Consider the following 25,077-nt stretch of genomic DNA (forward strand, 5'->3'; position numbering starts at 1 on the left):
CCATGACCATTACCGAACTCAAAGAAAAGAGCATTGCCGAACTCGGGAAGCTCGCACGCGGCCTTGAAATTCCAGGCACCAGCGCCCTGCGCAAGCAGGACCTTATCTTCAAGATTCTCCAGGCTCAGAGCGAAAAAGAGGGCCACATCTTTGCCGAGGGCGTTCTCGAAATCCTGCCCGACGGCTATGGCTTCCTCCGCTCGCCGGATTACAACTACCTCCCCGGTCCCGACGATATTTACGTCTCCCCGTCTCAGATCCGTAAATTCGACCTGAAGACTGGCGACACCATCTCCGGCAACGTGCGTCCTCCGCACGAAGGTGAAAAGTACTTTGCGCTGGTCAAGATTGAGGCGATCAACTTTGAGTCGCCCGAAGAGACGCGCAACAAGATTCTGTTCGACAACCTGACCCCGCTCTATGCAGACGAGCGCCTGAAGATGGAAACCGTCCGCGACAACATCAGCGGCCGCGTGATGGATCTGCTTACCCCCGTGGGCAAGGGCCAGCGTGGCTTGATCGTTGCTCCGCCGCGTACCGGTAAGACGGTGCTCCTGCAGTCCATCGCGAACTCCATCACGGCGAACCACCCTGAGGTTGTCCTCATCGTTCTCCTGATCGACGAGCGTCCGGAAGAAGTCACCGACATGCAGCGCAGTGTAAAGGGTGAAGTCATCTCCTCCACCTTCGACGAACCCGCAGCACGTCACGTACAGGTGGCCGAAATGGTCATCGAAAAGGCGAAGCGTCTGGTGGAGCACAAGCGTGATGTGGTGATCCTGCTGGACTCCATCACACGTCTTGCACGCGCCTACAACACGATTGTTCCGCCCTCGGGCAAGGTGCTTTCCGGTGGTGTGGACTCCAACGCTCTGCAGCGCCCCAAGCGCTTCTTCGGCGCGGCCCGCAACATTGAAGAAGGTGGCTCGCTTACCATCATGGCGACGGCCCTTGTGGATACCGGCTCGCGTATGGACGAAGTGATCTTTGAAGAGTTCAAGGGCACGGGCAACATGGAAGTGATCCTCGACCGCAAGCTGGTCGACAAGCGCGTCTTCCCGGCCATCGACATCCAACGCAGCGGTACGCGTAAGGAAGAGCTGCTGATTCCGAAGGAAGATCTGCAGCGCACGTGGATTCTGCGCAAGGTGCTGAATCCGCTGTCGCCGGTGGAAGCCATGGAACTGCTCACCGACAAGCTCAGCAAGACCCGCAACAACCAGGAGTTCCTGCACAACATGAGTTCGCTGTAAGGGCTCAGAGTACACAAAGAAAGCCCGCGAAATTTCGCGGGCTTTCTTTATGTCTCCGCAGGCCTCTTCTCGAAGGCTCTTGCCAGGAGCGACTTCTTGTATCCCCTTCATGCATAAACTGGTTGCAGAGCCGCATCCTATACGCTAATGATTGCTCTGACACAGCAGTATAGTTTTGGTGTTCTTCTTGCAGGGCTTCTCTCCCTCTCGTGTGGCGCGCAGCCCAACGCGCCGTTGGAGCATGCGCTTATCGAGGTCGACCCACTTGTGTCGTTTCCAGACTCACCTGGGTTCAGCAGCTCCCAACCTCCTGCGTCTTCGTCTGTGGCGATGGACAGAACTGAAGGATGGCAGGCGTCCACAGCAGCGCCCACTGTTGCGAGAAAGTATGCCCATACCATCAAGCCCGGATTTACCGCAGTTCCGTGGGGACCAAAGGAGAAGCTCACTGCTTCCATCCTGAAGTTAGGAACGTTTGGGGCGGTCTTTTCCGCTGCGTTCACCGCGGGACGGCAACAACTGCTTGATAGCCGCCCGCACTACGGCACCGACAGCGCAGCCTACGGTGAGCGTATGGGGGCTGACTATGCTCGCCAGAGCACGCAGGCCATCATGAACGGTAGTATGTCAGCAATTCTGCGAGATGATCCGCGCTATTACGTGCTGGGACCGGGACATTCTTTCAAATCGCGTGTGATCTATGCGGCAGAGCGTGTTCTGATCACGCATAAAGACAGTGGTGGCGACACGGTAAACATTCCGTTGCTCACCGGTATCGTTGCCAGCCAGACGCTTGCCAATGGTATTTATCCTGAGCAGGATCGCGAGTGGACCCGTGTGGCGACAGGCTCGTTGGGCAGTATTGCAAGCCGTATGGGGACACAGCAGTTTAAAGAATTTGGCGACGACATCCGACAGTATCTGCGACACAAGATCAAAAAGAATTAGTGGAGCACGGAGATAAGACTGCAATGGCAACGGGCAAAGATCAGCAGCTGAACCGGCAGTTGAAGATCAAGGATCTTTTGCGTCCGCACCGCCGCGCTCTTATCCTCGGGCTTACGGCGATTGCGGGTGAGAGCATTGCCGATGTTGCACAGCCGTGGCCTCTGAAGATCGTTCTCGATAACGTCATTGCGAAGAAGGAGTCGCACGGCTGGCTCTTCGCTCTGATCAAGCGCACGGTGGGGACCGAGCCTCACCAGATACTGCTCTTCGCATGCGGCGCTGTTGTGCTCATCGCCGTGGTGGATGCCTTTTGCTCGTATTGGGAAAAGTACACCACCACCAGCGTTGGCCAGTGGGTTACGCATGACCTGCGTCGCAAGCTGTATGCACAGGTACAGCGCCTCTCACTCTCGTACCACGACACCAGTCAAACGGGCGATCTCATCAGCCGCGTAACAACCGATATCGATTCCATCCAGAACTTTATCGTCTCAGGGCTTCTCAGCATTCTTGTCGACATTGCCACGATTCTAGGCATGATTGGCGTGCTGTTTTATCTGAGCTGGCAGCTAACTCTGATTGCGTTAGCAGTGGTGCCGATCCTCTTCGCCATCGTTTACACGTATACGCGTCGCGTGAAGAAAGCATCGCGTGAAGTCCGCAAGCAGGAAGGTAAGATGATCTCTGTTGTGCAGGAGGTCATTAGTTCCATCCGCGTGGTGAAGGCATTTTCGCGTGAGGAATATGAACTGCACCGGCTGGAAGGCGAGAGTCTGGAAACGGTAGAAGCCTCGTTGCGCGCGCGCACGCTTAAGGCAAAACTGGTTCCTATCGTTAACATTGTCACTGCGATTGGCACCTGCCTCGTTCTGTATTTCGGCGGCAATCTTGCGTTGAACTCGGACATGACTGGCGGCAAGATCTATATCTTTATTGCTTACATCGCCAGTATGTACAAGCCTATGCAGGACATTTCCAAGATCATGGATTCGTATTCCAAAGCGGACATTGGATACGAACGCATCAAGGAGGTCATTGGCAACAGCAATGAGATGCGTGATGTTCCCGGAGCAAAGCCGCTGCGTGTGACAGCAGGCAACATCAGCTTCGAACACGTCTCTTTTTCCTATGATGGGGAACATGAAATTCTGCACGACGTTACACTGCATGCCGATCCTGGCTGCGTGATTGCTTTGGTAGGGCCGACTGGTTCTGGTAAGACCACTATCATCAACCTGGTTGCACGCTTCTATGAGGCTCAGAAGGGCGTCATCCGCATTGATGGGCAGGATGTTACGAAGGTGCAGCAAAGCTCACTTCGTGAACAGCTAAGCTTCGTGCTGCAGGACACGGTTCTGTTCAGTGGAAGTATCTGGGACAATATCGCGTACGGGCGCCCTGAAGCTTCGCATGCAGAGATTGTGGCCGCGGCTGAAGCGGCGAATGCCACAGAGTTCATTAACAACCTTCCACACAAATACGACACGGTAGTTGGCGAGAGAGGTATCCTGCTTTCGGGTGGCCAGCGCCAGCGCATTGCCATTGCCAGAGCCATGGTGCGCAACAGTCGCATACTCATCCTCGATGAGCCAACTTCTGCGCTGGATGCCAACACGGAACATCTTGTCTTCGGGGCGCTGGATCGCCTCATGCAGAACAAGACGGTTATTGTGATTGCGCACCGGCTGGCAACGGTACATAAGGCAGACAATATCTATGTCATCCAGGATGGTCGCGTTGTCGAGAGCGGAAAGCATGAGCAGCTTATCAAAGCGGGTGGTCTGTATCAGGAACTGAATGACCTTCAGAACAGTGAAGGTGAGCGATCCGCTTTATTGGCCTAACCACACAATAGAAAGCCAGGCACGATGCCTGGCTTTCTATCGAAGTGATGCGGTGTCAGAGCTTCTTCAATTCAGTAATGCGGCTTTCCACGACTTCTACATAGGCCTGAATCTCTTCATCAGAGAAGTTTGCCGCGCGGAAGGCATCTGTCAGTTGCTTATGCGAGAGCTGACCGAGCAAGCCACCGATCCAGCGAGCATCCGGAATGGGAATATCGTTTCCAATCCAATCCAGATCTTTGCGCATGGCAAATGACTTTGCAGTTGCTCCCATGGTCGCCAGAAGCATTCCTGTTGGCTTCTTAGGTGTGGAGAAGCTCACAGTGGAGTCCGTCTTGCTCTGAATAAAGCCGGATGAACGAAAGCTATTGATGTTGCCCTTGGAGCGGGAGCGCGACCAGGAAACGCCATTGGAGCCAAAGCTTGCTCCGATATCGCTTATTAGGAAAATCTGCTGATTATTTCTTGAGTCCATGTAGACGGCATTGTTTGTATCTTTCAGATCCCAGTTGTTGATCACGGCCATCATCACGCGAAGACCATTGAATTCCCGTGTTCCGTAGAACGACGCCGTTTTCCATTTCCAGATACCGATCTTCTTCTGACCATCCGGCTTGCGTGCAAACCGCACATTTACGAGCGTTCCACGTTTCTTCAGATCCTCGGAGCCGCGCTTCATTTTCACACCCTGCACCTGGCCGCCCGGAATCAGATAATCCTCGTTGGTGTAATATCCCGTGGCCCACAATAGGCGAGAGGCAGCTATTTCAGGCTGCGCCTCCTCACCTTCTTTCACGCGCCACTTGGTTCCGTTGGCATCCCGTACATCGAACTTGGGGTTGGTTCCGTTGGAATCTTCGCTCAGGAACACAAACGGAGGCTTCGGCCGGTTGTCTTTACCTCCGGCGCCCCAGTAGAGGTCCAGCGAGGCGATATTGCCGGGTTCATGCCACAGAACTGGGTTTTGGATCTTCGCCCATAGGGCCGCATTTGATCGAACATCGCGATCGTTGTCTTTGTCATTGTCTTTCGTCTTACTGTGGGCGGTCTGGGAAACAGCGTCGTCCTGCGCACGGACAGTGATGCTCGCAGGAGCGACGGAAAGAGTACAAATCAGCGCCCAGTGTGAAAGGCGGTTCAAACGCATGAGAGTTCTCCCATCGGATTCAATAACGGGATGTACAGAAGTTCAGATGCGCAAACTGTAAGAAAAACATCTTCCTCTGTTAGATTTGCATCCTCATCATGTAAGAGACATACATCCGGTGACAGCCGGCAGGAGAACGACTGCAAACGTGAAGCTGATGGTACAGCCGGAGGATGGGATCGAACCGATCCTGGACGCGCTGCGCAAGGCAAAAAAGAGCATTCAGATACTCATTTTTCGCTTTGATCGTAGCGAGATTGAACGGGCGCTCGTGGAGGCGGTGGAGCGCGGTGTAGCCGTGCAGGCACTCATCGCGTTCACAAACCGCGAAGAAGACAAGAATCTTCGCAAGTTGGAAATGCGATTGCTGGAGTATGGAGTTACGGTCTCTCATACTGCGGACGATCTTGTTCGCTACCATGGCAAGATGTTCATCGTTGATCGCAAGGAGCTCTATGTGCTTGCGTTCAACTATACGCATCTCGACATTACGTTAAGCCGGTCCTTTGGTGTTGCGATTACCACTCCGTCTGTAGTGGCAGAAGCCATTAAGTTGTTCGAATGTGATGAACATCGCAAGCAATACACTTCCACGTCCAGACATCTCATTGTGAGTCCGGTGAACGCGCGCAAGGAATTGATGGACTTCATCCAGGGGGCGAAGAAACAGATCCTGATGTATGAGATGAAGATCAGCGATCCGGAATTCATTACCCTCCTGCGCGATAAAGTCTCGCAGGGAGTTGAGGTGAGAGTGATTGGTCGCGTTTCGCCGAAGGCTTACTCTCTTCCATTCCGTCTTCTGCCCACACGTCTCCACGCGCGCCTTATCATTCGCGATGGCAAGTCTGCATTTTTAGGAAGTCAGAGTCTTCGCAAGCTGGAATTGGAGGCGCGACGTGAGATCGGTGTCACGTTTGAGAATGCCCCAGCCATCCACAGGATGATGCATGTATTTGAGCAGGATTGGGAGCGCTCGCAGCCCATGCAGGACGCTGTACAGCCAGCGCTTGAATTGCCGGTGCGCCGCGTGGCGAAGATTGTAGCGAAGCACATTCACATGAAGCCGATGGTGGAGGAAGTGCTGGAAAGAATGCTGGACCGCTCCGGCAACGATGTTCCATTTCAGCCGGATGAAGTGGTGCAGACCGTGCGCGATGCCTTTCGTGATGAGGTTCACGATGCGGTGTTACTTGCGCTCCGTGACATGGCGCAGCGGGCCGCACAAATACAAATAGAAGAGGAAACGAAAGTTCCTTGACTAAGCGTTCACGACGTACTTCCATAACGTCAGGGAAAGTCGTGCCAGAGAAAAGGCCTCTCCGCCTACGTGTGTTGTGTCGATCGTTTCGAACTGCTCTGTGGACAGGAGAAGCTTCCATTGTCCTTCGCGTTGCATGTGCGGCAGTGTGAACTGCACGCCTGCCTGGTGATCGTTGACAAGGCATAACAGAGTTTCGGCATTGCCCTTTTCGGGAAGCCCGGAAGTGCGGGACTCTCCGTTGATCAACATGCCAAAGGTTTCCGGAAAATCGAGATTCCAATCCTCGCGACGACTTTCGTTTCCGTCAGCGCCAATCCATGTCAGTTCGCGAATCCCTAGTTCGCTATCGAGTCCCTCATGCAGGTACCGACTACGGTGAAGCAGCGGGTTCACCCTTCGTAGGGCAAGCAAGCGTTGTGTAAACGCAAGCATTGGAGCGTTGGTCTCCGCGAGCTTCCAGTCCACCCAACTGATTTCGTTGTCCTGGCAGTAGGCGTTGTTATTGCCACGCTGTGTACGCGCAAATTCATCGCCAGCCAGCAGCATTGGGGTGCCTTGCGAAAGTAGCAGTGTTGCCATCATGTTACGTATCTGGCGCTGTCTCAATGCAATCACATCTGTGTTCTGCGTTGGACCTTCTTCGCCGCAGTTCCAGGAAAGGTTATGGTTGCTGCCGTCGCGGTTGTCCTCACCGTTCTCCAGATTGTGCTTGTCGTTATAGCTGACCAGATCGTTCAGAGTGAACCCGTCGTGCGCGGTGATGAAATTCACACTGGTCCATGGACGCCGGCCTAAATGGTCGAAGATTTCTGGTGATCCTGTAAGTGCTTTAGCGAAATCGCCTGCGCCTGTGCGCCCGGTCCAGAAGGCGCGTGTGCGATCGCGGAAAGTGTCATTCCATTCCATCCATCCCGGGGGAAACTCACCGACACGATATCCACCGGGGCCAATGTCCCACGGTTCGGCAATCAACTTCACACGGCTGAGAACAGGATCCTGCATGACGACTTTCAGGAAGCCCGCACCCTTGTCAAAACCGCCTGGATCTCGCGCCAGGATGGTGCTCAGGTCAAAGCGGAAACCATCGACATGGGTTTCTTCCACCCAGTAGCGAAGCGAGTCGCAGATCATCTGCAACACGCGCGGGTGGTTCACATTCACGGTGTTCCCCGTGCCTGTGTCATTCACATAATAGCGAGGATTTTCTGCGTGAAGGCGATAGTAATTCGCGTTATCTATACCTTTGAAAGAGAGTGTGGGGCCGCGTTCATTGCCTTCCGCGGTGTGGTTGTAGACCACATCCATAATTACTTCCATGCAGCGCTCGTGATACTGCGCGACCATCGACTTGAATTCCTGCAGTGCAAAGCGAGGGCGCGCCGCATACCGCGGATCGGGCGCAAAGAAGCCAATGGTGTTGTAGCCCCAGTAATTAGTCAGACGGATATCTTGTAAATGCGCCTCATTCATGAAGGTCTGAACAGGCAGTAGCTCAATCGAGGTCACACCCAGCGATTCAATGTAATCCGCAACGACTCTGTGGCCCAGACCTTCGTATGTCCCACGTATTTCCGGAGGCAATGATGGATGCAGTTTCGTGAAGCCACGCACATGCATCTCGTACAGGATCGTGTCTTCTATGGCGATACGACAGGAACGCTGTTTCAGTGGGGCATCGTGCCATGGAAACTGCGGATCCGTGACAAGGCACTTTGGTACAAAGGCTGCGCTGTCACGCGTATCAAATGTTGTGTCATCTCCGGTTTCCATGATGTAACCGAAGATTTCCGGCCCCCACTTCACCTCACCAAGATGTGCTGTAGCGTAAGGATCCAGCAATAGTTTGTTCGGATTGAAGCGATGTCCTTCACCGGGCGAGTAAGGTCCATACACGCGATAGCCATAAGCTGTTCCCGGCCCCACGTCGGGAACATACCCATGCCAGATGCCATCGGTATATTCCGGGAGACTGATGCGCTGCAATTCCTGTTGACCATTTTCATCGAACAGGCAAAGCTCCACGCGTGTCGCGTTTTCGCTGAATAGAGTGAAGTTCGTTCCACGTCCATCCCATGCTGCACCGCCCCGTGGCGAGGGCGAACCCTCTTGAATCCGATATGTCTTCTCTGCCAACGTCTGTCGCTTCCTTGTTCTGAACCGCCGTTCGCACAGCGTCCCTCCAGTGTATTGGTCTTCGCCTATCCTTGTGACAAAAGGCGAAACCGCCGGAATATCCCGGCGGTTCCTCGTTGGCGTACTGTACGGAACGACCGTTATCGATCTTTCATCGGAATGCCCGATGCAATGAGGCAGGGCAGGAGAATCATGGCAAGAAAAATCAGGACAATGAAAAAGGAATGCATAAGTGTTTTCCTTTCGGCGACCTCAATGTTTCGTGCTTGCAGGACGCTTATTGCGGCAGCGGATTTTGGTTGGCTTCCAGCCGAAATGTACGGGGAGCGTTCCCGGGAAGAACTACCTCACTGCGTTGGTGCAATAAAACTTACGCCATAAGGCTCTGATGTGCGGAGGACCTCTTCTATTACAGGTGGCATCGATAGACGAGAAAGCTCTTCCAGATACTCATCCAGTCCACCGGGAATGACGGTTGCCTGTATGCATCCCACGGAAGCGCCACGGTTGCGGAAGGTATGTGGATTATTGCGGAGTGTGTAGGCTGTTTCGCCCTTACCTATCGGATGCCAGATACCTCTGTTGAGGATTTCAAATTCGCCGTCAATGACGGTGAAGAATTCATCTTCCCTGGAATGAATGTGCGGTGGCGGACCGCCACCAGGGTCTGAATACTGACGAATGACGCAGAAGGTTCCATTCGTTTCTTTGCTGCTCACAATTACTTCGACCAGTTCGCCGAAGACATAGAACTGCTTCTTTACTGTAGACATGGTTTATTGATTCGCTTTCGATGCAGAGAAATACACACGGTATGGCCTGCGGTTCATACGCGTTTGCTTTTCTTTGCCGCTTTGTTTGCTGCAGGCTTCGCTGAGAGCCGGCTCTCGCGTGCCAAAACTTCTTGATCGCGGTAAAGCTGCGCCAGCAGGGTGCGCATGGCCCATTCTGTAGCGCGTGCTGGCTCGCCTTCTTGCAGATGTGCACGGTCTCGCATCGTTTCCCATGCCCGGCCGCCGAAAAGGGCCTGAAAAATGCCCAGGACAACGCGCTTTCCGGATGCGTCCAGATGTGCAGTCGCAGGCGCAAGAGCACGTTGCATTGCAGCCCGGCGACGTTCGTTGTCTCGTCGGCGCATTTCCTGTCCAGCGTTCGAACGCAAAAGCCCACGGATGAGCGGTGCGTTCGCGTCCATACGCGTATAAACCGGTTCCACAGCGGCGAGCAGTTCGGCTTCCGTGTCAGGATAGTGGATCAACTCCAATCGGCTGTCACTCGTTTGCCAGACCGCGTCCAGCAGTTCGGTACGAGAAGGGAAGTGCCGATACACAGTACGCAGCGCAATTCCCGCGCGCGTCGCGATTTCCTCATGCGAGAAGGCATTCTGTGGTTTTTCCGAGATCAAAGCAAGCGCCGCTTCCACAATGCGATGCCGCGTTTCTTCCGCCTGCTGCTGGCGTAATGGGCTGGAATAGCTCCGCGTCTCGGTATTCATGGCACTAAATTGTCATGAATGCATGATTCGTGTCAATTAAATATCACGAATGAAAACTAGTGTCTTCTATAAAAAAGGACATGGCATTTGCCATGTCTCTTTTAATGGGTGGTGATTGTTTGAGGTATTACGGCTTGGGTAGCTGCGAGGTGTCCCACCCACCGCCCAATGCTTTCACCAATAGCACGGTTGCATCCAGCTGCCGGCGCTGCAGATCGATGTCGTTCCGCTGGTTCTGCAACAGCGCGGTCTGCCAGGTGATTACCTGTAGATACGTGTCCACTCCACCCTCATAACGAACATTGAACAGATCAAGTGATTGTTGCGCGGATGCGGTCGCGTCGTGTTGCTGTAAGGCTTCCTTTTGCAATTCGCGCAGTGCAGCAAGATTGTCTTCCACCTGGGCAAAGGCAGTCAGCGTCGTCTGCTGATAGTTTGCAACGGTGTTGTCGTACTGATCGCGTGCAATATCGGTGAGAGAACGTCTGCGACCGTGGTCATACAACGTCTGTGAGAACGTGGGGCCGACTGAGAAGAACCGTGAAGGCCACGTAAACCAGTTCACTGCAGAGGTGCCCATGAAACCTGCGACTGCAGAGATGGAAAGCGTGGGATAAAACGCAGCCTGCGCAATCCCGATCTGCTCATTTGCTGAGGCCGTACGGCGTTCTGCTGCGGCAATATCCGGCCTGCGTTCCAGTAGCTGCGAAGGCAGCATCCCCGGTACAACCGGCAGCACCGGCGGCGTGATCGTTAAAGGTGTACGTGGAATGCTCACGTTGGCAGGCGCTTGTCCCGTGAGTACGGCAATGGCATGTTCCAGGCGTGCACGCTGCACTTCTACGTCAGTTTCCTGAACCTGAGCAGATTGCAATTGTGTACGCGCCTGCGACACATCGCTCAATGGCGCGGCGCCTCCTTCATAGCGGTCCTGCGTGAGTTGCAACGCACGCTGGAAGGCCTGCACCGTTTCGCTCAGCAGCTTCTGTTGTGCATCGGCGGAGCGCAAGTCCATGTAGTCCTGTGCGAGTTCTGCGTGGAGAGACAGCCGAAGATTTTCACGATCTGCAGCAGTGGCCTGTGCTTGATCGCCAGCGGACTCAATCGAACGTCGGATGCGTCCCCATAGATCCACCTCGTAGTTCAATGAAAAGGGTAGCGAAAGGTCACCAACTCCGTTGGCACTGGCGAAACTACTGGATTGGTTGAAGTACGGCTGGTTGGTCGATTGCCGCGTTGTCCCCAGAAAGGGCGCAACGCCAACGGTTGGTGCTCTGTTCGCGCGATAGAAACTCACATAGGTCTGTGCAGCGCGATAGTTTGCTTCCGCGGCCTTCAGCGACTGGTTAGCACCATCCACTTTTGCTTCCAGTGCATCGAGTTGCGGATCCCCAAACATCGTCCACCAGTCGCCGCGCAGTTGTGCATCGGCGGGGTGTGCCACTTTCCATCCCTCTGCTTCACCGAACGATGCAGGTGGAGTTTCTTTGAAAGCGGGCGGTGCCATGGATACAGGCTTCTGATACGTGGGACCGACGCGGCATCCAGTCAAGGTAAGCGCCGCCAGTCCAAGACTGAGTAGTGGCAGTTTCTTCATTACTCAAGCCCTTTCGGCGCAACCGTGCTGGCCACGCGCACCTGTGCACCGTTTACCAGCGAGTCAGACGGACTGAGTATGAGCGCATCCTCTGCCGTGATGCCGGAGACTACCTCCACAGTGTCACCGTAATCATGACCAATCTTGATCTGCTTCAGTTGCACACGGTCATCCTTCACCACGGCCACCTGTGCGCCCTGCGCGCGGAAGAGCATTGTATTGCTGGGAATCGTGAATGTTCCTGTAGCCCCGGGAAGATCGAAATGAACGAATACATATGCACCGGGACGCAATACGTTGTCGCGGTTCTCGATATCCACTTCCACATTCAACGTTCGGCTGGTACGGTCAATCGCGCTGGAGTTACGGACAATGTTGCCGGTAATAACCTGCCCCGGGCTACTGTCCTGGGTGATTCTTGCAACGCCGCCATTGCGTATGCGGTCCGCATAAAGCTCAGGGATTGCTGCGTACACACGCATCTTGCTGGTATCCGCCAGGTGAAATAGTTCACGTGGATTTGCTGCAGCGGATCCCGCGTTAATCAGATCCCCAATATCCGTGTTGCGTGCCGTAATAACGCCGCTGAACGGGGCAATGATCTTCTCGTAGCTCTGCAGTTCTTCCAGTCGCTTCACATTGGCCTTGCTGGCATCCACGGCGGCCTGTGCTGCAATGTAGTTGCTGCGGGCCTGATCGGCTTCCTGTTGCGAGACGGCATGTTTGGCCAGCAGGCTCTGCCAGCGGTCACTGGTGGTTCCTGCAAGCTGCGCATTCGCTTCCTGGCGTTCCAGTTCCGCACGCGACTGAATCAACTGCTGATCCACCTCCGGCGTTTCAATTATGGCCAACAGTTGCCCCTGCTTTACATGCGCACCAATGTCGAAATACCACTTTTTCAGATAGCCATTCGTGCGGGAGTATATGGGCGTTTCAATGAAAGCGGAAACGCTGCCGGGAAGGGTCAACATGCCGCTCTTCGAACCGACGGATGCATGCGTTACGACTACATGCGGAATCGATTCCTGCGCTGTGGTTTCCTGAAGTGTGGACTCGTGGGAGCGGCGTGAATAAATGCCATAGCCAATGGCTGCCAGTATGGCCAGCGCAAAAAGGATGCCAATAGAACGCATGCTGCCCGGGCTGTCGATGTGGTGGTCCGCATGGGCTTCCTCATGCGCGGGAACGACATCGGTATGCACGTGCTTCACATCGCTGCGTTCATCGTTCACGGTCTCTGCGTCTACGATGTGGTTCTGCTCACTCATGCATGCACCTCTGCCAGCTGCGTCTGGTTGCGCTGGGGATTAGATTTTTTGCGACCGTGAATCAATGCGAAGACGGTAGGAACAAAGATCAAAGTGGCGCAGGTAGCACACAGCAGGCCACCGATCACAGCGCGTCCAAGCGGTGCGTTCTGCTCCCCGCCATCGCCCATCCCCAGGGCCATGGGAACCATGCCGATGATCATGGCTAGTGCAGTCATCAATACAGGTCGGAAGCGTGTTGCACCAGCTTCAATGGCTGCGCGCAGGGCGTCACCGTGTTCTTCAAGTTGTTGCTTGGCAAATGAAACCACAAGGATGGAGTTCGCCGTGGCCACACCCATACACATAATGGCGCCCATCAGTGCCGGAACGCTCAATCGCGTTCCGGTAAGGAAGAGAAAGAGAATGATGCCTGCAAGTGCAGCTGGTAACGCGGTGATGATGATGAATGGATCTACCCAGCTCTGGAAGTTCACCACGATCAGCAGATAAACCAGCACGATAGAGAAGATCAGACCGCCCACCAGGCCAATGTAGGAACTGCGCATCGTCTCTACCTGGCCCTTCAGCGTAATGTATGTGCCGCGAGGAAGATCCTTGCGGTCCTTTGCAAGAATCCTTTCAATATCGCGGCTCACGGCGCCCAGGTCGCGATTCTGAACGCTGCCATAGATATCCACCACGCGACGGATGTTGTAGTGATTCACCACGGTCATTTCTGTGCCGCGTTTCACCGTAGCCATGTCACTGAGAATGGCAGGCTGTCCATTTCCAGTGCCGGCTGCAATGGAGGTGCTGCGGTTAATCGGAACATTCTGTAGATCCTGCACCGTGTCCATCTTGTATTGCGGGGTCTGTGCGGCCATGTTGTAGTTCACGCCGTTCTTCCAGTTCAGAAAGAACATGGGTGTTACCTGGAATGAGCCACTCAGGGTGTTCAGCAAACTTTGCGAAACGTCGCGCGGAGTGAAGCCCCCCTGCAATGCCTTGGTACGGTCTACATCAACGCTCAGTGTGGGGCCGTTAAAAGGCTGCTGAATGCGAAGGTCTGTCAAACCCGGAACCTCGCGCAGTTGAGCCAGGATCTTGTCTGCCTGCGCCTTGCTGGCTGCAATGTTGTTGCCTTCAATCTGAATGTCGATTGGAGCGGGAATACCAAAGTTCAGAATCTGCGTGGTGATGTCTGCGGGCAACATGTAGAACGTTGCTTGCGGGAACATTTTGGGCAGGTCGCGGCGCAACGTCTCGATGTACTTTGCGGTGGGATGGTGATCTTCCTTCAGTGTGACGAAGATGTCACCATCGCCTGCACTGATGGTGCCATTTGTCAGATGCTGTGTATTCATCGACGAATACGGCATACCAATGTTGTCCAAAACTCCAGACATCTCATCGGATGGAATGGTCTTGCGAATCTGGCTCTCCACCTGGTCAAACAGGTTGGCCACTTCTTCAATGCGCGTGCCTGTTGGAGCACGCACATGCAAAGTGAACTGGCCGCTGTCGGTATCCGGGAAGAAATCCTGCCCAAGGAAGGGAATCAGCAGCATGCAGCAGAGGCAGATGCCAAGAAACACAGGAACAAAAGCTTTGCGAGCTGCAATCAGGCGACGCAACATGCCATCGTAGGCATCGCGCACCTTGTCAAAGCGAGTATTGAAGCCTCGCTGGAAGCGTGCGAAGAAGCCATTTTCATGTTCGCCGTGTACATGGTCCTTCAGCAGGTACATCGCAAGCGTGGGAACCAATGTACGGCTAAGGACGTAGCTTGCCAGCATGGCAAACACCACCGCCTCAGCCAGCGGCACAAACAGGAAGCGTGACACGCCGCTCAGGAAGAACATGGGCAGGAACACGATGCAGATGCACAACGTGGAGACAAGTGCGGGAACAGAAATCTGCGCAGCACCTTGTTCAATCGCTTCCAGCAGAGGGTAGCCGTCTTCCAGATAACGCTCAATATTTTCAATGGTGACGGTGGCGTCGTCCACCAGGATGCCGACGGCCAGTGCCAGTCCGCCCAGCGTCATGGTGTTGATGGTTTCGCCGATCAGCCCCAGCACAATGACCGAAGTCAGAATCGATAGAGGGATCGAGACGGCAATGATAACTGTGGACCGCCAGCTTCCCAGGAAGACAAGGATCATGATGGCCGTGAGAACCGCGGCGATGATGGCTTCACGGATCACGCCTTCCACGGCGGCGCGTACAAACACCGACTGATCGCCCAGTGGCGTCAACTGTAGCTGTGGCGGTAGGGTGGTCTTCACGCGTGGCAGCGATTCACGAATGCCTTTCACAACATCCAGCGTGGACGAGTTACCGTTCTTCAACACGCTGATCAGAACACCGCGCGTGCCGTCCTGGCGCACAACGTTCGTCTGGAATTGGAAGCCTTCTGCCACCGTAGCCACATCGCGGAGGAAGATGGTGTTGCCATTGGCCTGCTTGATCGGTAGGTCCTGCAGATCTTCAATGGTGCGTGGTGCACCATTTGGCCGCACGTCATATTCGGTGGAACCAATTTTGATGGTTCCTGAAGGTGTGATCACATTTTGTTGCGAGAGCGCCGCCAGCAGATCACCCGGCGCAATGCCTTTGGATTGCATTGCCGACTGGTCCATGGAAATGGTTATCTGACGCAGCTTGCCACCATAGGGCAATGGCACAACCGAACCAGGCACGGTAACAAACTGTGTGCGTACGAAGTTCGTGGCGTAGTCGTTCAGTTGTGCTTCGGACATGCCTTGCCCGGAAACGCCAATCTGAACGATGGGAACGCTTGATGCGGAGAAGTTAATAATCTGCGGGGGCAGAATGCCCGGCGGCAACTGGCGAAGCTCATATTGCGATGCTGCCGTGACCTGGGCATTGGCGGTGTCAAGTGAGGCGCCGGGTTGCAGGAAGACGCGGATTACGGCATATCCGTTATAGCTGGTGGATTCCGTGTGCTGGATGTTGTCCACCAGCGTCGTCAACGCCTTTTCATACGGCGTGGTGAGCCGTCCTTCTACTTCTTCCGGATTCAGGCCCGTATAGGTGAAACCAATCGAGATAACCGGGATGTTGATGTTCGGAAAGATGTCCGTGGGGGTGCGCAGGATCATGATGGGCGCTGCCAGCAAGATCAGCAGCGCCAGCACGATAAAGGTGTAGGGGCGGGTTAGCGCAACCTTGACGATCCACATCCGGTGGTTATCCTCGCGGGCCGCAGATGCGGCCTTCTGTACTATCAGATTCCCCGACCACTGGATTTGCACGTGGTTTCTTCCGTGCATAACTATCGGAAAAACCGATAGCATGCAGGAATGGAACTCCGACACCTGCGTTACCTTGTGGCCGTAGCAGAGCAGCAAAGCTTCAGCCGGGCAGCGGCTCATCTACATGTCTCCCAGTCTGCTATCAGCGAGCAGATGGCTGATCTGGAGGACGAGGTTGGTGTGCGACTGTTGGAACGGGGTCATCGACGAACGGCTTTAACAGAACCCGGCAAGATATTTCTGGAACATGCGCAACGTGTGCTGGAGACGAGCCGTACCGCCGTCCTGGAGGCACAACGCGCCGAACGCGGCCAGGTGGGGACGCTTCGCATCGGTTTTTTTGCCGGTGGTGTAGGTGATGGCTTTCCTGCGCTCATTCGGAATTTTCGCGACACGCACCCGGGTGTGGAACTAACGCTCATGGAGATGCACGTTGCGGAGCAGTGGCGCGCTCTGCAGGATGGCCGGATCGATCTCGCATTCACACGTGTACCGGAGCCGCAGATGCGCCGCGACATCCGCTATGAAGTCATCCAGCATGACCCGATGGTGGCAATTCTGCCGCTTAACCACCCCCGCGCATCGGCGAAGCGGCTGGATGTGAAGGATCTCTCGGGTGAGCGCTTTGTCGTCTCGTCTCGCGGCACATCGCCCAGTGTCTATGACAAGGTCATTGAACTTTGTATGACAGCCGGGTTCACACCGGAGATCGCTAGTGTCTCTACGGTATGGAGCAGTGTCATTCTCATGGTGCAATCAGGAGAAGGCGTTTCGATCCTGCCCTATAACCGGCAGCAGATCGGTTTTCGCGACCTCGCCTTCGTTCCGCTCAAGCAACAAAACGCATTTGTGGAACTCTGCGTCTGCTGGGCGGCACGGCGCGACCGTGTTCTGCTTCGTAACTTCCGCGAGATGGCGAAGGAGCATGTCCGTACCGGCCGTTTATAGGCCGACAGGTTTACTGTGGTGATTCCGCAGTGACCGTGTGTGCTCTTGTCGGCGTCTACATACATAAGCTTTAAGAAGAGAGGACTTCCCCATGCGCCTTCGTCACGTTGCCGCCACTGTTGCACTTTCCATCTTTTCCATCATCTGCGGTGCTAAGGCGCATGCGCAGACAGCGATTTACGCGCAGGTCACAGGGCAGTCGAATGACCTGACGAGCGGCAATGGTTACTTCTGGGGTCCGACCTTCGGCATCTATCAGGATCGGCACAGTCTTGCGCTGGTGCACATCGGATACGATGTGCGCGGCTCCATCCTGAAGAACGGCAATGCGCAATTCTCCAGCGGCCTGGGTGGCATCCGCGCCTCCATCGTGCCGCACGTTATCCCCATCAAGGTTTATGGTGAGGCTCTAGGCGGCGTCGGTATCGTCAGCAATGGCTCCAGCTCCACCAATTTCCAATACCAGATCAACGGCGGTGTGGAGTACACGCTGCTGCCGCACATTGACTGGCGTGCACTGGAAGTCGCTTACAACGGGTATTCCGGAAATACCGGCGGCCATCCCGTCGCACTTTCCACGGGAATCGTCTTCAGGCTATAAATCGCCTGTTGGAATGCGGACTGAAGTGGTCGGCATGATAACCTATAAGTCACCACGATGAGCACTGATACGCAGAAATACACACGCAATAGCCCTTACGAATCGAAGATGCTGGTCAACCAGGTGTTGACGGACCGCGACTCCGAGAAAGAAACCCGTCACATTGAACTGGCGTTGGAAGAGGGCATGGCCTACACGCCCGGCGACGCTGTCGGAATCCAGCCCACCAACCGCGACAGCGAAGTGGAAGCTGTTCTGAAGGCGCTCAACTTCAAGGGCGACGAGAAGGTCCTCGACTTCTTCAAGAAAGAAGATACGCTGGACAATGCGCTGCGTACCAAGCTGCACATTGGCAAGCTGACCCGCGGTAGCGTGAACAGCTACGCCAAGATTGCACCGGAGTCTGTTCCCGGCCTGGACTTCCTGAAGTCGCTTGCCGGACAAGACAATAAATCGCGTGCCGAAGAGTATGTCTGGGGACGTGAATTCCTCGATCTCATTACGGAACACCCCGGTGGTATCACCGATCCGCAGCAGCTTTTCACTGTGTTGCAGCGCCTGACGCCGCGCATGTATTCCATCGCGTCTTCGCAGGCGAAGCATCCTGATGCCGTGCACACCACGGTGCGCGTGGTGCGTTACCACACGCATAACAGGGACCGTCAGGGCCTGTGCTCCGGTCACCTGGGCGAGCGTGCTGATGAGGGCGCCATCATGCCCATCTTCCTGCATGCCAACGCGAACTTCCGTCTGCCGGAAGACACGGAAACCCCCGTCATCATGGTGGGGCCGGGAACCGGTGTGGCTCCGTTCCGTTCCTTTCTGCAGCATCGCCAGGCGCACGGCCACCAGGGCAATAACTGGCTCTTCTTTGGCGAGCAGCGCGAAGCATCGGATTTCCTCTACAAGCAGGAGTTTCAGGGCATGTTGAAGGACGGCACATTGACTCGTCTGGACACTGCTTTCTCACGCGATCAGACGAAAAAGATCTATGTGCAGGATCGTATGCGCGAGAACCAGAAAGAGTTGTGGTCGTGGCTGGAACGCGGTGCGTACTTCTACGTTTGCGGCGATGCTTCACGCATGGCCAAGGACGTGGAACAGACCCTGCTCGACACGATTGCCGACGGTAAGGACTGCAGCCCGGAACACGCACAGGAATATCTGAACGACCTTAAGAAGCAGAAGCGTTATCAACTCGACGTGTACTAAGTTTGAGCATAGACACAATCAGAAAGGCACCCCGTAAAGGGTGCCTTTTCTCTTTCTCGTAGGCGTAAAATATACATTCGCTGGCGTGTGCTCCTTCCACAGATGAAACAGAGATGCGATGAAGCACAGCAGAATCAAAGGGACTGTGAAGAGGTGAAATTTCGGGTCGAAGCGTCCGTGATTCTGGTAATTCTGCGGTGCAGGCATCATTCGTTCCTTCTGAATTGGTTCTTAAGAAGCACCCACAGTCTCGCATGGCCTGCCTTGTCCGCTACCATGAAAATGTGGCTTCTTTGAATACTCCCCGACGCATCGGCATTCACCTTTCCACCAGCGGTGGCACCTGGACGGCCGTGCAGCGTGCGGTCGACTGCGGCGCCAACTGTTTCCAGATTTTTTCGTCGTCACCGCGACAGTGGAAGCCTTCCGTTGTGAGTGCTGCTGATGCGGAAAAGATGCGCACACTGCGCGCGCAACACAATATCTCGCCACTGACGATTCATGCGTCGTACCTGATCAATCTCTGTTCACAGAGCGAAGAGGTGCGAAAGAACTCAACCGCAGCCTTTCGCGGTGAAGTGGAGCGTGCGCTCGCGCTAGGTGCAGATTTTCTCGTCTTCCATCCCGGTTCATGGAAGGGCCTGACACGCGCTGAAGCACTGCAGCATGCGGCGGAGAATATCGAACGCGCCATCGATGGTCTTGACTGCCAGAGCTCGCAACTCCGGATCCTCATCGAGAACACGGCAGGAAGCGAGTTCAGCATGGGCGGCAAACTCGATCAGGTGGCTGACCTGCTGCACATGCTGGACCGTTGCGCTTCGGTTGATGTCTGCCTGGACACCTGCCACACGCATGTTGCGGGATATGACATCGTTACCGCGGTAGGCTATGAAGAAACGGTGGCGCTGATTGAAGAAAGCTTCGGTACAAAGCGTGTGAAGGTGTGGCACTGCAATGACGCGAAGGCACCGCAGGGCAGCAAACTTGATCGCCACGAACACATCGGCGACGGCACTATCGGTCCAGAGCCGTTCCGCCGTATTCTGCGTGATCCACGCTTTGCTCATTGCGCCTTCATCGCAGAAACGCCGGTAGACGAGCCCGGCGACACACTTCGCAACGTCAGCATCCTGCGCACTCTGGCTGCCGTGTAGGCCAGCGCAAATTGGCGTTGCAGCTTCATTTGCGCCTTGCTTAGAATCGCCTCACCGCAAGGGAAAGGCGTGTCTTATGCTGTCCCGCTTGTTTGTCGTTGCATTGTTCTCTTCTTCTGCTGTGGTTGCGGCATCCGCGCAGCACCAGCCAGGTACGTTCGCCTATATCCATACGACGCAGCAGACGCTGGCGGACGGCACGCATATTATGCGTGCCACACATACCGTAATGATTCGCGATGCGTATGGTCGCACTCGGAATGAGAATGAGGTGCAGATGCCGGGGCGTTCCATCACGCGTAGCGTGAGTATTGTGGACCCAATCGCCGGCGTGACGTACTTCTATCAGGAAGACGAAGGGAAGAATGTGCCGCACACGTACATTCGTTTCGAAATGCATCGGTCTGCGCAGAATCCTGGTCTGCGAACGTTGCCTGCAACCCCACCGTCATCGGGCGTTGTCGCTGGGCCATCGTCTTTGGGAACCGGAGTTGTTACCGGCATGGCCGGAGGGATGGTGTCCGGCGGTGCTGTGCCTGTGAGTCAGACAGGTGTAGTGGCGGAGATGCGCCCGGAGGTCAAGAATGAAGACCTTGGTTTTGATACGGTGCAGGGGATTTCCTGTAAGTCACATCGGACGACGGAAACCTATCCGGTGAATTTCTTCGGCAATGACCGGCCCATCGTCATTACGCGAGAGAACTGCATGTCCGTGGGAAGCGGTGGCATGCTGGTGCGGAATGTGAATGACGATCCGCGCACGGGAACACAGACGATGCTGCTGGAGTCTGCCACCTTTGCGGACCCCGCAGCAAACGTTTTTCAGCCTCCGCCGGACTATACGGAACGCAAGCAAAACCAGTCGCAGTAGGCAGAGTGAAAAATTTCTCCCTGTCCTGTGCCACTTTCTACACGCATCCTCGTCTTTAGTTATCAGACCGTCCTACTTCAGGAGCTCGAACTATGAAACTGCATCTGCTTTCCGCTTCGGTTTTGCTGGCCGCGCTGCCGGTCCTGGCCCAGGGACCTTCCGGGCCGGGTGTCCACCCGTTTGCTCCCGGAGGTCCCGGTCCTATGGGCTTCCGCTTTGGACATCAGCCGGTAACGAATGCACCGTATTCCGCTTCTTTCATCACCACGGCGACGGAGAAGCTGCAGGATGGCACCACGCTGACACACACTGTTACGCGCACTGTTTCGCGCGATTCGCTGGGCCGTACTCGTGAAGAGATCACCTTCCCCGCGCATGGTGCGGACACGCAACCGCATACGATGATCACCATCTTTGACCCCGTCGCGAAAACCATCACAACGCTTCGTACGGAAAAGAAAATCGCTGTTGTGCGCGCCATTCCCCAGCCAAGCGGTGATCGTGGGCCAGGACGTCGTGGACCCGGTATGCCGCCGCAGCCGCCTGCAGATGACAACGCGCAGGGCGGTCTTCATCGCGGACCTCGTGATAACAAGAACGTTGCCACCACCGATCTGGGCAGCAAGACGATTGGCGGTGTCGTGGCCACGGGCAAGCGCATCACCCGCACCATTCCCGCAAATACGATGGGCAACACTGCACCCATCGTCACCACGCATGAGGAATGGTTCTCGCAGGACCTGAAGGTGGAACTCAGCCGTTCAGACGTGAATCCATTCCGCGGCACAGATACCATGACGGTCAGCGGTCTCACCAAGGCGGAACCGGCTGTGGCTCTGTTCCAGGTGCCGGCCGGCTACACCGTGCAGGCTGCGTCGGATCGTGGCTTCGGACGTCGTGGCTTCGGAGGTCCCGGAGGCCCGCGTCGCGGAGGCGACAATCCACCCCCGGCCCCTCCGGCAGGGATGTAAATACGTCAGTAACAATAGGAAAAGGGACGGGCAACCGTCCCCTTCCTATTTCCATTGAGAACTTAAATCAGCGGCCGCCCAATGCTCCACCAGTCCTCTTCATCACCTGGCGCACAATCGCGGAGTATGTCTCTGCAATTTTCAGCTTGAGGTCAATTTGCCGGTCATAGGGCTGACGCTGGATAGGCATGTATGGCTCCAGCTTCTTCGTAATCTGGTCAATGTTCAGGCCCGTGTTGCTCTGAATTACCGCGAAGATGCCTTTGTCGTCCGGCGAGAAGTGTTTCGCCGCATTCCACTTCTGCAGATTCTCGCCGCCTGTCCCGGCGCGCCAGATGCTTTGACTGGTATGCAGTTCCACATCGCCTGGCTGTGGAAACGCGTGGAATTGGTCAATCAATCCCTGCTGCTCCGCGTTCAGCCAGTACAGCGTGTACTCGGTCCAATCCATGGCATAGCGCTGCAGCAATACCTTCATCCACGGAATGCCGAACATCTCCTCCAATCGCTTGTGCAGACTGCGGCACAGCGTTGCGGAGAGTGTTACCGGCGTCAGCCAAATGCCATCTTCTTCGAGATGCGGATTCTGCTGAAGCAACTCTGCAGACGATTTCCAGAAAGTTTCCTCGATCTTGCGTGACTGCATATGCGTTAGCGCCTTGCCACCGGGCAGTAATGTGTCCAGGGTGAACGGATGCGTGGCAAATGTGTCCGGATCAAAGACGAGAAAGTATTCTGTGTTGATCAGTTCCGAGCCGTACAGCTTGATGATCTGCTGCCGGTGCCAGTTGCGAATCTGGTGGCGCTGGTTGAATTCCTGAAACACGCCAAAGTGTTCGCTCTCGTCCACGATCTCAATCGGGAAGTCGCTCCATGCCTGGGAGTATTTCTTCGCGGCTTCCACTTCATCGTGAGGAACAACGATCAGGAAGCGGTCAAAGATATCCGGCGTGGAGAAATGCCGCAGGGAAGAGAAGAGAATGTCGCAACGGGGAATATTGTCGGCGTAGTGCCGTCCGGTGGTTTTCAGCGGCATTACGGCGCTCAACTTCATGCTGTCCCTCGTCCCAGCAGCAGGCGATAAAGCCAGCCGGGGATATAGTATTTGCGACCCGTCATCACCAGCCCATCGACGTTGCCGCCGATGTAGCTGGCCTGCGACAGGATCGTTTCGGCAACGGGCTTGCGTGTGACTTCTGCAGCCAGGATCAGCACCGTCAGATCGGCGACGGTGGTCAATTCCAGGCTTTCAAACCACTGATAGGCGGGTGGCGCTGTCACCACAATGTAGTCGTAGGTGGAACGCAGTTCGTGGAAGAGATTGATCAGGCGCGATCGTGTCATGGTCATGCCCACGGTGATCACTGCATCCTTCGTCAAAGGACGCAACGCCAGCGATGAGCCTTCGATCGGTGTGTCGCCATTTTCCTCCATGCGCACCAGCGCCACGCGCCCCGGCGACCGCGGTTCCAGTGCCTCTGTCAATCCTCGTGCGACGAGGCTCATGCCGCCTTCGTTCTGCGCGGTCAGCAGAAGAATTGCTTTGCCCTGACCACCGGTGGGAACGGAATCGGCTGCGGCAATCAGGCGGCCAAACGCGCGCCTTGCTGTCTGTTCCGGAGCGCTCCGTCGCGCAATGTCGGAGAGCACCGGCAGACGCAGGCTGCGTTCTGCCTCATCCGGTGAAAGGAACGTCTCGCGCATGCTGGATGCGACCACAATTACGACAATCGTGATCAGAAGGGAAGCGACGATGGCGGCTGCGATGAACAGCAGTCGCGAATTTGTGCGTTTGCGCGGTACCGTGGGCGTTTCGATCATGCGCACGTTCGTTGTGCCAGAGGTCATCGTCTGATTCTGTTCAACGCGCGCCTTCTCCACCTGCTCGGCATAGTTTTTTGCCGTCTCCGCCAGCAGATCGCGCTGCGAAGTAAGGCGTGCCAGAGTGTCGTTCACGCTGACAAGATCCTTCAGCTTTCCCTGCGATGCGGCTACCTGTGTCTGTAATACGGTGTAACGTCCCTGCGCTCCGGCAAGCGTAGCCTGCGCCTGCGAAAGCTGGCCATTGATCTGATCTTTGAAATTGTTGTAGCCCACGCGCGTCGCCACGGAGACCTGTTTCTTCTGCTGCTCAATTGACGTTTCCAACTGCGCAATCTGCGCATCCACCTGTGTGACAAAGGGAGAAGTCGGCAGATAGCGCGACATCAGGTCCGCACGCTTTGCATGGAGCTTGAACAGGTCCGCCTCCATAGTGCCAATAGTGCGCGCTGCTTCCGTGTTGTCACGGTACAGCTCCACTTCCTGCGGCACGCGCGATGCGTTGCTCTGCAATACATCCACAGTGCGCCGCGCATCGGCAACCGCTGTTTCGGCCTCTGCCATGCGCTGTCGCAACTGCCCGTCCAACTGCACGGCGGAGTCAATCTGGCCTTTCACATCCACCACGCCATGCTGCTTCTCATAGGCTTCAATCTGCCCGTTCGCGGCGTCCAGTTGTGCACGAATGTTGTCGCGCTGCTGGGTCAGGAATGCCACGCGGCCTGAGGTAAGAATCTCCGAGCGCTCCTCAAAGTACACGGCCAGCAGAGTCTTCAGCGCAGCGGCTGCACGCTGTGGATCGCGGTCGCGATACGTTACTTCAATCACATCGCCGGTTTCCAGCTTGGAGACTTTCAGATGGCTTTCAAATTCCGTCAGGCGCTTATCGAAGACATCAGACGAAACACGTGCGCCCAATTCGCGGCGGATCACGTCGCGGTGTAGCTCCGCACTCTCCAGAAGCTGTTGTTCCACGTCTGCTGCGGGAGGTGCCGTAAGCGAACGCGCATTTGGAATGCCGCCGGACTGCAGGTCGTACACACCGCCGTTTAGTGCCAGCAGGCGTGCGCGCGCCATGTAGGACGGGGGCAGCAATAACGCCACCAGCACGCCGATCAACAACAGTACCGTCGCCAGCAGGAATGCCAGGCGGCGATAGTAAAACGCAATATTCAGTAGATCGCGGAGGGATGGGGAACGCAGCCCCGGGGTGGGAGGCGGAATGTTGACCGAAGGAGTCGGGTTAAGAATTGTCGTCACTCAAAACCGCTTCGTATTTTTCCCGGA

General features: G+C 55.5%; 20 protein-coding genes. 10 read left to right on the forward strand and 10 right to left on the reverse strand.

Annotated features, from left to right (window positions below):
• Positions 1–2: 2 nt before the first annotated feature.
• The 3 genes from rho (at position 3) to AB6729_RS00480 (ending at position 4,045) form a co-directional block, all read left to right on the forward strand.
• Positions 3–1,253, forward strand: a complete 1,251-nt coding sequence (gene rho, locus AB6729_RS00470; protein WP_371079597.1) for a transcription termination factor Rho — start codon at positions 3–5, stop codon at positions 1,251–1,253.
• A 330-nt stretch (positions 1,254–1,583) separates the two neighbouring features.
• Positions 1,584–2,201, forward strand: coding sequence for a hypothetical protein (locus AB6729_RS00475; RefSeq protein WP_371079598.1), 618 nt, complete (start codon positions 1,584–1,586; stop codon positions 2,199–2,201).
• A 23-nt stretch (positions 2,202–2,224) separates the two neighbouring features.
• On the forward strand, positions 2,225–4,045 hold the full coding sequence (locus tag AB6729_RS00480; RefSeq protein WP_371079599.1) for an ABC transporter ATP-binding protein: 1,821 nt from the start codon (positions 2,225–2,227) through the stop codon (positions 4,043–4,045).
• A gap of 55 nt (positions 4,046–4,100) precedes the next feature.
• Here the strand turns inward: AB6729_RS00480 and AB6729_RS00485 are convergent, their stop codons facing one another.
• The gene (locus tag AB6729_RS00485) at positions 4,101–5,192 is read right to left on the reverse strand and encodes a hypothetical protein (RefSeq protein ID WP_371079600.1); all 1,092 of its coding nucleotides are present in this window, start codon (positions 5,190–5,192) and stop codon (positions 4,101–4,103) included.
• 157 nt (positions 5,193–5,349) lie between these two features.
• Between AB6729_RS00485 and AB6729_RS00490 the strand changes: the two genes are divergently transcribed.
• Positions 5,350–6,453 carry a phospholipase D-like domain-containing protein gene (locus AB6729_RS00490; RefSeq protein WP_371081166.1) on the forward strand — a complete coding sequence of 368 codons (1,104 nt, stop codon included), beginning with the start codon at positions 5,350–5,352 and terminating at the stop codon, positions 6,451–6,453.
• Here AB6729_RS00490 and glgX read toward each other — a convergent pair whose 3' ends face one another.
• The 6 genes from glgX to AB6729_RS00520 form a co-directional block, all read right to left on the reverse strand.
• Positions 6,454–8,589, reverse strand: coding sequence for a glycogen debranching protein GlgX (glgX, locus tag AB6729_RS00495; protein WP_371079601.1), 2,136 nt, complete (start codon positions 8,587–8,589; stop codon positions 6,454–6,456).
• A 347-nt stretch (positions 8,590–8,936) separates the two neighbouring features.
• Complete coding sequence (locus AB6729_RS00500; protein WP_371079602.1) at positions 8,937–9,362, reverse strand: cupin domain-containing protein; 426 nt, start codon at positions 9,360–9,362, stop codon at positions 8,937–8,939.
• 53 nt (positions 9,363–9,415) lie between these two features.
• Positions 9,416–10,084: a TetR family transcriptional regulator gene (locus tag AB6729_RS00505; RefSeq protein WP_371079603.1), complete on the reverse strand. Its 669-nt coding sequence runs from the start codon at positions 10,082–10,084 to the stop codon at positions 9,416–9,418.
• Positions 10,085–10,211: 127 nt separating this feature from the next.
• Entirely contained in the window at positions 10,212–11,681 is a 1,470-nt protein-coding gene (locus AB6729_RS00510) for an efflux transporter outer membrane subunit (protein WP_371079604.1), read from the reverse strand.
• Positions 11,681–12,949, reverse strand: coding sequence for an efflux RND transporter periplasmic adaptor subunit (locus tag AB6729_RS00515; RefSeq protein WP_371079605.1), 1,269 nt, complete (start codon positions 12,947–12,949; stop codon positions 11,681–11,683). The genes AB6729_RS00510 and AB6729_RS00515 overlap by 1 nt, the downstream gene beginning before the upstream one ends.
• Positions 12,946–16,137 carry an efflux RND transporter permease subunit gene (locus AB6729_RS00520; RefSeq protein ID WP_371079606.1) on the reverse strand — a complete coding sequence of 1,064 codons (3,192 nt, stop codon included), beginning with the start codon at positions 16,135–16,137 and terminating at the stop codon, positions 12,946–12,948. The genes AB6729_RS00515 and AB6729_RS00520 overlap by 4 nt, the downstream gene beginning before the upstream one ends.
• Positions 16,138–16,257: 120 nt before the next feature.
• On the opposite strand from AB6729_RS00520, the gene AB6729_RS00525 reads away from it, so the two are divergent.
• The 3 genes from AB6729_RS00525 to AB6729_RS00535 all read left to right on the forward strand — a co-directional run bounded on the left by AB6729_RS00525 (position 16,258) and on the right by AB6729_RS00535 (position 18,970).
• Entirely contained in the window at positions 16,258–17,157 is a 900-nt protein-coding gene (locus AB6729_RS00525) for a LysR substrate-binding domain-containing protein (protein ID WP_371079607.1), read from the forward strand.
• A gap of 91 nt (positions 17,158–17,248) precedes the next feature.
• Positions 17,249–17,758, forward strand: coding sequence for a hypothetical protein (locus AB6729_RS00530; RefSeq protein ID WP_371079608.1), 510 nt, complete (start codon positions 17,249–17,251; stop codon positions 17,756–17,758).
• A 57-nt stretch (positions 17,759–17,815) separates the two neighbouring features.
• Entirely contained in the window at positions 17,816–18,970 is a 1,155-nt protein-coding gene (locus AB6729_RS00535; protein ID WP_371079609.1) for a sulfite reductase flavoprotein subunit alpha, read from the forward strand.
• An 18-nt stretch (positions 18,971–18,988) separates the two neighbouring features.
• Here the strand turns inward: AB6729_RS00535 and AB6729_RS00540 are convergent, their stop codons facing one another.
• Positions 18,989–19,180, reverse strand: coding sequence for a DUF6526 family protein (locus AB6729_RS00540; RefSeq protein WP_371079610.1), 192 nt, complete (start codon positions 19,178–19,180; stop codon positions 18,989–18,991).
• A gap of 44 nt (positions 19,181–19,224) precedes the next feature.
• Here AB6729_RS00540 and AB6729_RS00545 point away from each other — a divergent pair, with 44 nt between their 5' ends.
• The 3 genes from AB6729_RS00545 to AB6729_RS00555 all read left to right on the forward strand — a co-directional run bounded on the left by AB6729_RS00545 (position 19,225) and on the right by AB6729_RS00555 (position 21,969).
• Positions 19,225–20,127 carry a deoxyribonuclease IV gene (locus AB6729_RS00545; RefSeq protein ID WP_371079611.1) on the forward strand — a complete coding sequence of 301 codons (903 nt, stop codon included), beginning with the start codon at positions 19,225–19,227 and terminating at the stop codon, positions 20,125–20,127.
• Between the two features lie 76 nt (positions 20,128–20,203).
• Entirely contained in the window at positions 20,204–20,998 is a 795-nt protein-coding gene (locus AB6729_RS00550) for a hypothetical protein (RefSeq protein ID WP_371079612.1), read from the forward strand.
• Between the two features lie 92 nt (positions 20,999–21,090).
• Positions 21,091–21,969 (forward strand): hypothetical protein, encoded by an 879-nt coding sequence (locus AB6729_RS00555; protein ID WP_371079613.1) that lies wholly within the window; start codon positions 21,091–21,093, stop codon positions 21,967–21,969.
• Between the two features lie 67 nt (positions 21,970–22,036).
• Here the strand turns inward: AB6729_RS00555 and AB6729_RS00560 are convergent, their stop codons facing one another.
• Both AB6729_RS00560 and AB6729_RS00565 read right to left on the reverse strand, forming a co-directional pair.
• Positions 22,037–23,023 (reverse strand): DUF6492 family protein, encoded by a 987-nt coding sequence (locus AB6729_RS00560; protein WP_371079614.1) that lies wholly within the window; start codon positions 23,021–23,023, stop codon positions 22,037–22,039.
• Entirely contained in the window at positions 23,020–25,050 is a 2,031-nt protein-coding gene (locus AB6729_RS00565; protein ID WP_371079615.1) for a hypothetical protein, read from the reverse strand. The genes AB6729_RS00560 and AB6729_RS00565 overlap by 4 nt, the downstream gene beginning before the upstream one ends.
• Positions 25,051–25,077: the final 27 nt, after the last annotated feature.

The organism is Terriglobus sp. RCC_193, from assembly GCF_041355105.1.
In the GTDB taxonomy this organism is placed as follows: domain Bacteria; phylum Acidobacteriota; class Terriglobia; order Terriglobales; family Acidobacteriaceae; genus Terriglobus.